Annotated in this window: 10 protein-coding genes (1 of these 10 only partly in view); 6 read left to right on the top strand and 4 right to left on the bottom strand. The window is 68.5% G+C overall.

Annotation, left to right across the window (positions count from 1 at the left end):
- Positions 1–211: 211 nt before the first annotated feature.
- The 3 genes from RHA1_RS00805 to RHA1_RS00795 form a co-directional block, all read right to left on the bottom strand.
- Positions 212–883, bottom strand: coding sequence for a PAS and ANTAR domain-containing protein (locus tag RHA1_RS00805; RefSeq protein WP_011593470.1), 672 nt, complete (start codon positions 881–883; stop codon positions 212–214).
- Between the two features lie 121 nt (positions 884–1,004).
- Positions 1,005–1,289: a YciI family protein gene (locus RHA1_RS00800; protein ID WP_009472697.1), complete on the bottom strand. Its 285-nt coding sequence runs from the start codon at positions 1,287–1,289 to the stop codon at positions 1,005–1,007.
- Positions 1,290–1,300: 11 nt separating this feature from the next.
- Positions 1,301–1,729 (bottom strand): CBS domain-containing protein, encoded by a 429-nt coding sequence (locus RHA1_RS00795; RefSeq protein ID WP_005246355.1) that lies wholly within the window; start codon positions 1,727–1,729, stop codon positions 1,301–1,303.
- Positions 1,730–1,905: 176 nt separating this feature from the next.
- On the opposite strand from RHA1_RS00795, the gene RHA1_RS00790 reads away from it, so the two are divergent.
- Positions 1,906–2,565 (top strand): response regulator, encoded by a 660-nt coding sequence (locus RHA1_RS00790; protein WP_011593468.1) that lies wholly within the window; start codon positions 1,906–1,908, stop codon positions 2,563–2,565.
- Positions 2,566–2,592: 27 nt separating this feature from the next.
- Here RHA1_RS00790 and RHA1_RS00785 read toward each other — a convergent pair whose 3' ends face one another.
- Complete coding sequence (locus tag RHA1_RS00785) at positions 2,593–3,210, bottom strand: hypothetical protein (protein ID WP_011593467.1); 618 nt, start codon at positions 3,208–3,210, stop codon at positions 2,593–2,595.
- A gap of 204 nt (positions 3,211–3,414) precedes the next feature.
- Between RHA1_RS00785 and RHA1_RS00780 the strand changes: the two genes are divergently transcribed.
- From RHA1_RS00780 to RHA1_RS00760, 5 genes are all read left to right on the top strand, one after another.
- A complete protein-coding gene (locus RHA1_RS00780) occupies positions 3,415–3,921 on the top strand; it encodes an FxsA family protein (protein WP_009472693.1) in 507 nt (168 codons plus the stop codon).
- Positions 3,922–3,933: 12 nt separating this feature from the next.
- A complete protein-coding gene (locus tag RHA1_RS00775; RefSeq protein ID WP_011593466.1) occupies positions 3,934–5,538 on the top strand; it encodes an amidohydrolase in 1,605 nt (534 codons plus the stop codon).
- Positions 5,528–7,231, top strand: coding sequence for an apolipoprotein N-acyltransferase (gene lnt / locus RHA1_RS00770; RefSeq protein ID WP_011593465.1), 1,704 nt, complete (start codon positions 5,528–5,530; stop codon positions 7,229–7,231). The genes RHA1_RS00775 and lnt overlap by 11 nt, the downstream gene beginning before the upstream one ends.
- Positions 7,158–7,940 carry a polyprenol monophosphomannose synthase gene (locus RHA1_RS00765; RefSeq protein ID WP_029539648.1) on the top strand — a complete coding sequence of 261 codons (783 nt, stop codon included), beginning with the start codon at positions 7,158–7,160 and terminating at the stop codon, positions 7,938–7,940. Before lnt ends, RHA1_RS00765 begins: the two co-directional genes overlap by 74 nt.
- A 208-nt stretch (positions 7,941–8,148) precedes the next feature.
- Positions 8,149–13,472, top strand: partial view of a non-ribosomal peptide synthetase gene (locus tag RHA1_RS00760; protein WP_011593463.1) — the beginning only. It continues 25,795 nt past the right edge of the window; only the first 5,324 of its 31,119 coding nucleotides appear in the window; it begins with the start codon at positions 8,149–8,151; its stop codon lies beyond the right edge, outside the window.

The following is a 13,472-nucleotide window of genomic DNA, read 5'->3' as shown; positions in this document are numbered from 1 at the left end:
ACTGCTGCTGGCAGCCACCGAATTCGACGGCCGCACGGTCCCGGTCCCCGGAAGTGCCGCACCGCGCGCACTCGCTGGTGCCCGTCGACTGTTTAGTCATTCGACAAGACGGGAAATCGACGCTCCAGGGTCGGAAGCGTCACCGGTGGCACCACCGGCCCAGGTTCCGCGGGTTGAGCCCCCAGGTCGCGGGACCGCCCCCGGGCTTTTCCTATCGGCGGTGCCGCTCGTGAGTGGTGAGCAGCAGAGCGTCGAAACGGTCGCGAAACGAAGCGGGAGTGTGGATTTCGTCGCCGAATGCGAGAACGAGTTGGTCGGCGATCACGCGGATCTTCGTGTTCGTCTCCTGTGACCGCCACGTCAGGAGGTCGAAGGCGGCGTCCGCGGAGATGGAGTAGACGAGCATCAGCGCACCCTTGGCCTGTTCGATGATCGCCCGCGAACGGACGACGTCGGCCGAAGCGACGTCGGCCTTGTCGAGCAAGCGCGGGTTGTTCCAGACCTCGTCGGTCCTGTCCTGCCACACGAGCACGACGAAGCGGGTGTCCGCGGACGTGAAAGTGGAGGCGAACCCGTGCGCCCACAGCCAGTTCCCGTTTCTGTGCCGGACGCGGGCATACCCGGCGTCGGAGGTACCGGTGTCGAGGACACCCCGGACGAGGCCGAACCATCGCGGCGCGTCCGACGGGTGCATCAATCCCGCGAGGTCCACACGATCGAATTCGTCCGATCGGTATCCGACGAGGTCGGCGAGGGCAGGGTTCGTCAACACCAGTTGCCGTCGGTCGTCGTAGACGCAGACCGGGCGCGGAAGAGAGACCACCAGCGATGTGAACGCGTCGTGGCCGAGGCTGTCGGCCGGTGCGAGGGGGAACCCGGGCATGCGTACTTCTTCGATGTTTCGCCCCGACGACGACTGGTACAGCGATCATCGCGGCGTGCGCAGAACGATCCGCTAGAGGTATTCGGAGCCGAGCCCTGTTCGGCTGGGTGTGACGTGCGTCCTACTCGCTGAATTCGCCCATCGCGGGCGTCCATCCGCGGATCTGCACCTTCTGCACCAGATTCTCCTGGGCGAACGGATCCTGCGTGAACAGGCGTGCGACGGCGTCCTCGTCCTCGGCGTCGACGATGAACAGCGCACCGTGGCCATCGGCGAGGGGGCCGGTCGAGCGCATCACCTTGCGGCGGACGAGTTCGGTGAGCCACCCACGATGCTGCGTCCGGTGATCGTCGCGGAGGGACGACGTCTCGGGGCTGTACGTGTATTCCACGACGAACAGGGCCATGAGGTTCTCGTTCAGCCGTGGTCGATGTAGGACTCGAGCTGGTCGCGTTCGGTCTGCAACTCGCCGATCCGGCTCTTCACCACGTCGCCGATGCTGACGATCCCGACCAGCTGCCCGTCCACGATCACCGGCAGGTGCCGGATCCGGCGTTCGGTCATGGTTTCGGCGAGACTGTCCACGGTGTCGGTCGGGAGACAGGTGAACACCGACGTCGTCATGATGTCCACGACCCGGGCATTCAGGATGTCGGGGCCGCGTTCGTGGATGCGGCGCACCACGTCGCGTTCGGTGACGATCCCGACGACGGCGTCGTTCTCCGTCACCACCAGGGCGCCGACATTGTGCCTGGCGAGTTCGCCGATCAGCGTGCTGACCGGCATCTCCGGATCGACCGTCACCACGGCCGGACCCTTGTTCCGCAACACATCCGCGATTCGCATCTGGACACCCCGATCTGTGGGCACTCCGACTGGCCGCCGGTTCGATCATAGGCAGACTTCGAGCGTATGCCAGCGCTTCTGCCGGTCTTGGTTTGGTTACCCACTCGTGACCGCGGCGCTCGGTGCCCGTCGTGCGGGCCGGGCGCCCACCGGGACAGCGGTGTTAGGTTGGCGCTGTGCCGATCACCGTGCTACTCGTCGACGACCAGGAACTGATGCGGATGGGCCTCAACATGGTGCTCGACGCTCAGGACGACATCACTGTCGTCGGTGAGGCGAGCGACGGCGCGGCCGCCGTCGCCGCGGTCCGCACACTCGAACCCGACGTGGTGTTGATGGACGTCCGCATGCCGGTGGTGGACGGGGTCAGCGCGACCGCCCAGATCCTGGAGTCGGGGGTCGCGAGCCGCGTGCTGGTGATGACCACCTTCGACCTCGACGAGCACGCCATGGGTGCACTGCGGGCCGGGGCCAGTGGCTTCCTGCTCAAGGACACCCCGTCGGAAGACCTGGTGTCGGCCATCCGCAGTGTGGCCGCGGGTGACGCAGTGGTGTCGCCGAAGGTGACCCGCCGGCTGCTGGCGAAGTTCCTCGACGACGGTCCGGGCCCGCTTCGTGACCCGGAGGTCCTCGACGTGCTGACCGAGCGTGAACGGGAAGTGCTGCAGCTGGTGGCCACCGGGTTGTCGAACACGGAGATCGCCGGTCAGCTGTTCCTCTCGGAGTCGACCATCAAATCGCACGTGGGCCGGATTCTGACCAAGTTGAACGTCCGCGACCGGGTGCAGGCAGTGGTGCTGGCCTACGAGACGGGCCTGGTGCGACCCGGCTCGTAGGACGGCGGGTGGGGAAGCGAACTGCGGCTAGACGGTGAAGGTGCCGACGGTCGGGACCACGGTGCACGTCACGGAGTCGGCGTAGCCGACCGTGCCGAACATCGTCGCGAGAACGGTTCCCTTGCCGGTGTCGACGACCTTGGACAGCAACGGGGTATTGATGAGCGGCAGCTTGTCGTCGAGCTTGACGATCCCGCCCTGGAACGTTGTGAGGTTGATCCAGGCGACGCTGAGATCGGACGACTGCGGGATCGCGACGTAGGCGGGGACGGCCTGGAATCGGAGTTGGTTCGGGGAGATCTGGGGAAAGAGGTTCGGTCCGCCCTGGGCGCTCGCCAGCGTGACCGTCGCGGGCTTGTCGGCGACGCCGCACCCGAGGGTGGGGGACGGGTACATGAAGTCCTGTGGTGTGGTGAGTCCGACCTCGAGCACGTCCTTCGGGATGAACACGCTGGCGCCGAGAAGGGCGTCCACGGCGGCGGTCGCGGCGGGGGAGACCTCGGTGGCCAGCGCCTGCAGTTCGGCGGCACCCTTCGCGAAGTCGGCGACCGGTGCTGCCGATGCCGGTCCCGTGGACAGCATGCCGAAGGCGGCTGCGGACGCGAGAACGATTGCGGCTCGGCGGAAGACGGTGGAACGAGTCATATCGGCTCCTCGTTGTGCGCGGGGTCGGAAGACCCCCATCGCAGTGAACTGCATCATGCGCAGAGTCTCAATGTCAACTTGAGGGTTAGCATTGTGAGCGCTTCGATATCTCCGGCCGGGAGAAAAACTGCGCCGTCGAGCGTTGAACGATCAGACGGTTGACCCCAGACCCTCGATGAACCCGGCCGTCCGAAAGGGGGCGTCATGTACGCCGCACTGTTCCTGTTGTACGTAGTGGTGGAGATCGCCGCGCTCGTCCTGGTCGGTCACGCGATCGGCGTGCTGTGGACCGTGCTCCTCCTGCTCGGTGGAACGCTGATCGGACTGCTGCTGATGCGGTCGCAGTGGCGTCGTGTGATGGACGGCCTGCGCCGGGCGGCGAGCGGCGACGGCTCTCCGGGTGCCGCGGTCGCGGACGGCGCGCTCGTCGCACTGGGCTCCGCGCTGATGTTCGTCCCCGGCCTGGTCACGTCGGTGCTCGGTCTGCTCTTCCTCGTTCCCCCCACCCGGTGGGCCCTTCGGCCCGTCGTGGTCCTGCTGGCAGGCCGGCGTGCCGCGACCGTCGCGGCCGGGGCGGAGGCCTTCGCGCGGGCACCCCGACGCGGTCGCGGCGAGGTGATCGAAGGGGAGGTGGTCGACGAGGTCTTCGAGGGCGAAGTGATCGACGAGGAACCCCGAACCCCGACCCGTGATCCCCACGTTCTGCCCTAACAGGCAGACTGGTTGCCTGTGACTACACAACTGCTGGTCGGCGGCCGAATCTACAGTTCCTTTGCACCAGACGCCACGTCGATGGCAGTGACCGGCGGCGTCGTGTCGTGGGTCGGCGACGACCGCGCGGCCCGCGCGCTGCATCCCGGCGCCGACGTGGTCGACCTCGGCGGCGCGTTCGTCACCCCGGCATTCGTCGACACCCACGTGCACCTCACGGCGCTCGGCCTGAACATCGTCGGGCTCGATCTGGTCGGTGTCGGGTCGCTTCGCGAATGCCTCGACCGGCTCGCCTCCTTCGCCCGCACCCACGGCGACGCGGTCATCTGGGGACACGGCTGGGACGAATCGGCGTGGCCGGAAGGCGCCGGTCCCACCACGGCGCAGCTCGACGAGGCCGCACCCGGGCGCACGGTGTATCTGTCTCGGATCGACGTCCATTCGGCGGTCTGCTCGACCGCCCTGCGACAGTCGGTCCCGGATCTGAGCGACACCGCCGGGTTCTCGCCGGAGGGGCCGCTGACGTTCGAGGCGCACCACGCCGCCCGCACCGTCGCGCGCTCGCTGCTGACGGCCGAGCAGCGTTCCGCCGCCCGCACCGCCGCACTCGACGCCATCGCCTCCCGCGGCATCGTCGCTGTGCACGAGTGCGGAGGGCCCGACATCGCCGGACTCGACGATTTCCGGGAACTCCTCGCCACCCCGCACGGCGTCGAGGTCCGCGGCTACTGGGGTGAGGCGGTCACCGACGCCGACGAGGCCAGGAAGTTGCTGAACGCCACCGGCGCCCACGCGCTGGGCGGCGACCTGTTCATCGACGGATCCCTCGGCTCCCACACGGCGTGGCTCAGCGAACCCTATGCCGATCTGGACGGCGGCACCGGCAAGAGCTACCTGGGAGTCGACGAGATCGCCGCCCACGTGCGGGCCTGCACGATCGCCGGAATCCAGGCCGGGTTCCACGTCATCGGCGACGCCGCCGTCCGGGCCGCGGTCGACGCGTTCGCCGTCGTCGCCGCCGACCTGGGCGGGCCCGCGGTCGCGAAGGCCGGGCACCGACTCGAACACGTCGAGATGATGACCGGGGACGACGCGGCGCGGCTCGCGCAATGGGGTGTGATCGCCAGCGTCCAGCCCGCGTTCGACGCCCTGTGGGGTGGCACCGACGGCCTGTACGCGCAGCGCCTGGGAACCGAGCGTGCCCTCACCCTCAACCCGTTCGCCGCCGCCGCCTCCGCCGGGGTGTCGCTGGCGCTGAGCTCCGACGCGCCCGTCACCCCGGTCGACCCCTGGGCGATGCTGCGCGCGGCCGTCCATCACCGCACCCCCGGCAGCGGGATCTCCCCCCGCGCGGCGTTCTCGGCGGCCACCCGGGGTGCATGGCGGGCAGGCGGGGTCCGAGACGGTCTCGCCGGGACGCTCGACCCGGGAGCGCCCGCGTCGTACGCCGTGTGGGATGCCGGGGAACTCGTCGTCAGCGCGCCCAAGGACTCCGTGCAGCGGTGGTCGACCGATCCCCGGTCCCGGGTTCCGGCCCTGCCGCGGCTCGAGGACGACGCGCCCACACCGGTCCTGCTGCGTTCGGTGCACCGGGGGAGCGTCGTCCATGAGCGGTAGCACCACACCTCGCTGGACTATCGGAAAGCTCGGCGTGCTGGTGCGTTCCGTCCTGTCGGTGGCTGCGGGATTCCTCGTGTTCGCCGGCTTTCCGCCCCGGCCCCTGTGGTTCCTCGCACCCATCGGCATCGCCCTGCTGACGCTGATCCTCACCGGAGCCGGGGGTGCGGCACCGAGACTGCGCGCGGGTTTCGGCTACGGGTATCTCGCGGGACTCGGTTTCCTCGTGCCGCTGCTCCCGTGGATCGGGGTGTTCGTCGGAGCCCTCCCGTGGCTTGCGCTCGCCGCGGTCGAGTCGTTGTACATCGGACTGTTCGGGGTGCTCGCCGTGCTCGTCTCCCGGCTCCGCTGGGCCCCGCTGTGGATCGCGGCGTGCTGGTCGCTCACCGAATGGCTGCGCGCGAGCGTGCCGTTCGGCGGCTTCCCCTGGGGGCGATTGGCGTTCGGCCAGTCGGAGGGCTGGTTCCTGCCGCTCGCGAGCATCGGCGGTGCCCCGCTGCTCAGCTTCGCCGTCGCACTGACCGGCGCCGGACTGGCATCCGTCGCCGTGACGGTGCGGGCCCGGGCGAGCGGTGCCACGAACTGGACGCGGCCGCTCGCAGGCGGCCTGGTCGCCGCCCTCGCCGCGACCGTCGTGTCGCTCGCGTTGTGGCCGACACCGCCGGGCATGGACTCGGGAGACCGGACGATCACCGTCGCCGCGATCCAGGGCAGCGTCCCCAAGCTCGGACTCGACTTCAACGACCAACGCAAGCGGGTCCTCGACAATCATGTGAACCGCACCCTCGAACTCGCCGACGATGTCGCGTCGGGCGCGGCGCCGCAGCCCGACCTCGTCGTCTGGCCCGAGAACGCGTCCGACATCGATCCCCTGCGCAACGCCGACGCCGCCGCCGACATCTCCCGGGCGTCCGAGGCGATCGGTGCGCCCATTCTGGTGGGCGCGGTGCTGGTGAACTCCGACCGCACCACCACCAACTCGGTGATCGTGTGGGACGGCGATGCGGGACCACAGGAGCAGCACGACAAGAAGATCATCCAGCCGTTCGGCGAGTACCTGCCGTACCGCGGGTTCTTCCGGCACTTCTCCGCGTACGCCGACCGGGCGGGCAACTTCGTTCCCGGCGACGGTGACGGCGTCGTCCACGCGGACGGGATCGCCGTGGGCGTCGCGACCTGCTACGAGGTGGCGTTCGACCGGGCGTTCGAGCAGTCGGTGCGCAGCGGCGCCGAACTGCTCGCCGTCCCCACCAACAACGCCACGTTCGGCGACACCGAGATGACCTACCAGCAGCTCGCCATGTCGCAGGTGCGGGCCGTGGAGCACGGCCGCGCCGTCGTCGTCGCCGCGACCAGCGGTGTGAGCGCGATCATCAGCCCCGACGGGTCCACGGCGGCGGAAACCTCACTTTTCGTACCCGCGGCCCTGGTGTCACAGGTGCCGCTGCGCACCGGTACTACGCTGGCAAGTCGGCTCGGCCCGATTCCGGAGGTTCTTCTCTGTGTCGGCGCCGTCGCTGCCGTCGCGTTCGCCGTGGTGCAACGACGACGCACAGTTCGCACACTGATTCAACGCAGTACCGAGAAGGCGCCGGCAGTTGCCGGCAGGGAGGATCCTCATGGCATCGGAGACCGATTCCGGGCAGAGCGGGGCACCGAGCGCACGGACTCTGGTGATCATTCCGACGTATAACGAGCGGGAGAATCTCGGCCTGATCGTGGGTCGCCTGCATGCGGCGCTGCCGCGGACGCATGTTCTCGTCGTCGACGACGGCAGCCCGGACGGCACCGGCGACGTCGCGGACGCCCTCGCGTCGAGTGACGACGCCAGTCGCATCCACGTGATGCACCGCACCGAGAAGAACGGTCTCGGAGCCGCGTACATCGCCGGTTTCCACTGGGGTCTGGACCGCGACTACACCGTCCTCGTCGAAATGGACGCGGACGGCAGTCACGCGCCCGAGCAGTTGCATCGCCTACTCGACCAGGTGGACGCCGGCGCCGACCTCGTGCTCGGTTCGCGGTACGTGCCGGGTGGCACGGTCGTCAACTGGCCGAAGCACCGTGAGTGGCTCTCGCGCGGCGGGAACATCTACTCGCGGCTCGCGCTGGGCGTGAAGATCAAGGACATCACCGGCGGATACCGGGCGTACCGCCGTGAGGTGCTCGAGAAGCTCGACCTCGCCGCGGTGGAGTCGCACGGCTACTGCTTCCAGGTGGATCTCGCATGGCGGGCAATTCAGGAGGGCTTCGACGTCCGCGAAGTTCCCATCACGTTCACCGAACGAGAGATCGGCGAATCGAAGATGAGCGGCGGGATCGTTCGCGAGGCGCTCCTCAAGGTCACGCAGTGGGGGCTGCGGAACCGGATCGCCAAGCTCAAGGGTGCGGCAGCGAGGTAGCACCTGGGTACCAACCGCTGCCCCATTCCTTTGACGGAAGCAGTGGGGCAGTGCTGGGGTAGATGCTCTGAAGCGTGATACCCATGGGCAAATGCGCGGTCAGTCCACATTTTGAGACGGGCTGAAACGGTTTGAACCGTACGTCCGATAGGAACTTGAAGCGTACTCCCGGGTAAGGTTCGGTAAATTCCCAGGTTCGCAGGTCACTATGAGTTTCCGTGGGTGGCCGGTGGGTGTCGTGCCCACCGCCGTAGTGGGAAAGAGGACGAACAAGGTGGTCGACGCTGTGCCGAGTGGTGATGTCACCGCCGTGGATCGTATTCCGGACGGTGCATTCCCACTCTCCACCGCTCAGCGGGGGATGTGGTTCGCCCAGCAGCTCGATCCCGAGGTGCCCGTCACCATCGCGCAGTGCGTGGAACTGGTGGGTGTCCTCGACGTGGCGTTGCTGTCGGAGTCGTTGATCACCGCCGGCCGCGAACTCGGCTCCGCCTTCCTCCGCCTCGTCGAGGTCGACGGAGTTCCCTATCAGCTGGTCGATCCGACCCTGGACGCGTCGGTCAGGTTCGTCGACCTGCAGCGCGAGCCCGATCCGCGGGCGGCGGCCAAGGAGTGGATGCGGCAGGAGTACACCACTCCGCTCGACGTGTGCCGCGACCGGCTCGTCACCTCGGCGGTCCTGTGCACCGGGCCGGATCGTCATTACTGGTACAGCCGTGTCCACCACGTCGCACTCGACGGCATGGGATCGATGACGCTCATCGACCGGACTACGCAGCTGTACACCGCAGCCGTGCAGGGGCGCACCGCCGCACCGTCCAAGGCCGCCGCACTCACCGACGTCGCCCGGGTCGACGACGACTACCGGATCTCGCCGCGCTACCGCGCCGACCAGGAGTACTGGTCCGAGCGGGTATCCACCATCGGCGAAACGCACAGCCTCGTCGAGCGCTCCGCGCCCGCACGGGCACGAAGCCGAACGGCGGGTGGGCAGATCCCCGGGACCCTCGTCGACCACCTCGAGGCCGCGACGGATCGTCACGACTCGTCGACCGCGTTCGAGGTCATTGCGGCGTTCGCCGCGTACCTGTCCCGGATGACCGGACGCGAAGAGGTCGCGGTCAGCCTGCCCGTCACCGCCCGCACCACCGCGCTGCTCCGCCGCTCCGGCGGCATGGTCTCCAATGTGGTCCCGTTGCACCTGCACGTCCGTCCGGACATGACGAACGCGGACCTGGTGGCGGCGGTCCGGCTGGAAGTCACCGCGGCACTCCGCCACCAGCGCTATCCGCACATCGACATCCGGCGGGACGCCGCCACCGAGCACCAGGGCTTCTACGGTCCCCTGATCAACGTCATGCTGTTCCACGACGAGATCACCCTCGGCAGCATCGTCGGCAGGCTCGAACTGCTGTCCACCGGTCCGATCACCGACCTCGCGGTCAACGTCTATCACGGAGTCGCCGGTACCAGCCTCAACCTGGACTTCGAGGCCAACCCCGACCTGTACTCCGAAGGCACCCTCCGCGCCCATCACACCCGCTTCACCCGGTTCCTGGGCGCGTTCCTGACCTCCGACACCGATGAACCTCGACGGGTCGGCGACCTCGACATCCTCGACGACGACGAGAGCCGCACCCTCGTTCCGGCTTCCGGCCGCGCCGGGTTCGCACCCGTCACTCTGCCCGACCTCCTCGGGGGTGCCGTCCGCAGCAACCGGGACGGGGACGCACTCGTCGCACCCGGGCACGGGATCTCCTCCGCCGACACCCTGAGCTACCGCGCCCTGGACGAAGCGTCGAACCGGCTCGCGCGGCTACTGATCGACCTCCAGGTCGGCCCGGAGGTCATGGTGGCGTTGGCGTTGCCGCGGTCGCGGGAGTCTGTGTCGAGCGTGTGGGCGGTGGCGAAGGCGGGCGCGGCGTTCGTTCCGGTCGATCCGAGCCTTCCGGCCGACCGCATCGCGTTCATGCTGGAGGATTGTGGTGCGCCGATCGGTATCACCACCGCCGCGTTGCGGGATGGTCTGCCGGAGTGCACGCACTGGATCGTGTTGGACGACGACGAGTTTCGGGCGACCGCGGCGGCGTATCCCCCGGATGCGGTCACGGACACCGATCGGACGCGGGCGTTGTCGGTCGATCACCCGGCGTATGTGATTTACACGTCGGGGTCGACGGGCAGGCCGAAGGGTGTGGCGGTCACGCACCGGGGTGTGGTGAATCTGGCGGCGGACGAGCGTGACCGTCTGGTGGTGTCGTCGGGTTCGCGGGTGCTGCATTTCGCGTCGCCGAGCTTCGATGCCTCTGTGTTCGAGTTGGTGATGGCGGTGTGTGCGGGTGCGACCCTGGTGGTGGCGCCGACCACGATTTACGGTGGCACCGAGTTGGCGGAGCTGATGGCCGAGCAGCGGGTGACGCATGCGTTCTGCACGCCGGCGGCCTTGGCGTCGCTCGATCACCGCGGTCTGGACCATCTGAGAACGGTAGTGGTGGCGGGTGATGTGTGCCCGCCGGAGTTGGTGGCGCGGTGGGCGCCGGGCCGGATCATGGTCAATGCGTACGGTCCGAGTGAGACCACGATCATGTCGTCCGCTACCGGACCGATGGTGCCCGGGCAGCCGGTCACCGTCGGGTCACCGACCGTGGGTGTCGATCTCGTCGTCCTCGACCACCGGTTGCGTCCGGTCCCGGCCGGGGTGCGCGGCGAACTCTACGTCCTCGGCTCCAGCCTGGCTCGCGGGTATGTGCGCCGGGCCGGGCTGACGGCGGAGCGTTTCGTGGCGAGTCCGTTCGGCACCGGCGGGCGGATGTACCGCACGGGTGACGTGGTCCGCTGGGTGACCGCCCCGGACGGGCCTCCGGTTCTGGAGTTTTTGGGCCGCAGTGATTTCCAGGTCAAGATCCGGGGGTTCCGGATCGAATTGGGTGAGATCGACGCCGCGTTGACTGCGCATCCGGTGGTGGAGTTCGCCTACACGGTCGGCTATGACGACGGGAGCGGGAGCAGTCGCTTGGTCTCGTACGTGCTGCCGGTGCCGGCAACCGACGTCGAAACCCGGGTGTTGTCGGAGTTCGTCGGGGAGCGTCTTCCCGGATATATGGTGCCGTCGTCGATCATGATGTTGGATTCGCTGCCGCTGACCCCGGCCGGCAAACTCGACCGCAACGCCCTGCCCGCACCGGTATTCGCCGCACGCTCGGCCGACATCGTGCGCCCGAGAACGGTCACCGAGGAGATCCTCCTCGGGATCTTCCGCGACGTCCTCGGCCTGCCCGAACTGAGCGTCGACACCAGCTTCTTCGAACTCGGCGGCAACTCGCTGATGGCCACCCAGGTCGTGTCCCGGGTGAACACCGCCCTCGGTGTGCGGATCGGGGTCCGCGACCTCTTCCAGTCGCCGTCGGTGTCGCAATTGGCGGTCCCGGCGGCGAACACCGGCCCGCAGGCCGACTCGCGTCCGGTGCTGGAGGCGCGGGAACGACCCGACCACGTGCCGCTCTCCGTTGCGCAGCAACGCATGTGGTTCCTCAACCAGTTCGACACGGCGTCGCCCGCCTACAACCTGCCGATCTCCCTTCGGCTCACCGGCGCACTCGACCGGGAAGCCCTGCGAGCGGCACTCGGCGATGTCCAGGAACGGCACGAGGCGCTGCGCACCGTCTTCCCCGACACCCCGGACGGACCCCACCAGCTGGTCGTGCCCGTCGTGAGCGTGCTGGCCGAGACGGATCCGATCGACGTCGACGCGAAGTCGCTCACCGCCGCAGTGACGGCCCTCGGCGGTGCCGGATTCGACCTCACCACCGACACGCCGCTGCGCGCCGGGCTGTTCCGGGAGGCGCCCGACCGGCACGTTCTCGTCCTCGTGGTTCATCACGTTGCCGCCGACGGCTGGTCCATGACGCCGCTGGCCGCCGACGTGATGGTCGCATACGCGGCGCGCGTCGCCGGTCACGCGCCCACCTGGGCGCCCCTCCCGGTGCAGTACGCCGACTACACCCTCTGGCAGCGTGAACTACTGGGTTCGGAAGACGACCCGGACAGCGTGTCCGCGCGGCAGATCGCCCACTGGCAGTCGGCGCTCGCCGGAGTGCCTCAGCTGCTCGAGCTGCCCGCCGACAGGCCGCGGCCCGCCGAGATGTCGCATCGGGGCGGTCGTGTCGAATTCACGATCACGGCCGACGTCCACGGGCGTCTCGTCGATCTGGCGCAGAGCACCGGCACCACGCTGTTCATGGTCACCCACGCAGCCCTCGTGGTGCTGTTCCATCGCCTCGGCGCCGGGACGGACATCGTCATCGGCACCCCGGTCGCCGGACGCGGCGAGGAGGCGCTCGACGACCTGGTGGGCATGTTCGTCAACACCCTGGTGCTTCGTGCGACCGCCGAGCCGGGCGACACGTTCGAGGAGGTTCTCGACCGGGTCCGGGACGCCGACCTTGCCGCGTTCTCCCACGCCGACGTCCCGTTCGAGCGCCTCGTGGAGGTGCTCAGCCCCGACCGGTCCGCCGCGCGTCATCCGCTGTTCCAGGTCATGCTCTCGTTCCAGAACACCGCGCCGACCTCCGTCGAACTTCCAGGCCTCGAGGTCGCGGCGGCGGAAATCGATGTCCATGTTGCGAAATTCGACCTCCAGTTGACCGTCACCGAACGGTTCGTCGGGGCGGGCATGCCGGGTGGTCTCGCGGCCGGCTTCGATTACGCCACCGATCTGTTCGACGAGTCGACCGTAGCGTCGATGGCCGAGCGATTCGCGAACCTGTTGCGCTCGGTCGCGGCTTCCTCCGCGACGGTGGTCGGTGATCTGTCCCTGCTCCACGCCGCCGAACGCGACCGTCTTCTCGGCACGTGGAACGACACCGCGCACCGCGTGCCTGCGATGTGTCTGCCCGAGCTGTTCGACGCGCAGGTTGCCCGCACCCCGGATGCGGTCGCGGTGGTGTTCGGAGACGTCACGCTGTCGTATTCCCAACTCGATTGCCGCGCGAACAGTGTGGCGCGCTACCTGATCGACCGGGGAGTGGGACCCGAATCCCGCGTCGGGCTGGCGATGCGGCGCTCACCGGACCTGCTGGTCGGCATGTACGCGATCGTCAAGGCCGGCGGTGCCTACGTGCCGGTCGATCCCGACCACCCGACGGACCGGATCGGGTATGTGCTCGACTCCGCACAGCCCGTCTGCGTGCTCACGACCTCGGCCGACCGCGGCGCACTTCCCGCGGGTCAGTCATTCGTGGAGATCGATCGGATCGCGCTCGATTCCTATTCCGGCGGACCCGTCACCGACTCCGACCGACTGGCACCACTCCGCCCCGACAACCCCGCGTACGTCATCTACACCTCGGGCTCCACCGGTCGGCCCAAGGGTGTGTCGGTGCCGCACCGCGGGATCGTCAATCAGCTCCTGTGGATGCAGTCGGAATACGCGCTCACCGAACGGGACGTGCTGCTGCAGAAGACCGCAACCACTTTCGACGTATCGCTGTGGGGCTACTTCTGGCCCCTGCACACGGGCGCCACGATGGTGCT

Source organism: Rhodococcus jostii RHA1 (assembly GCF_000014565.1).
In the GTDB taxonomy this organism is placed as follows: Bacteria; Actinomycetota; Actinomycetes; order Mycobacteriales; family Mycobacteriaceae; genus Rhodococcus_F; species Rhodococcus_F jostii_A.
This window is presented reverse-complemented; position numbering and strand designations above follow the sequence as displayed.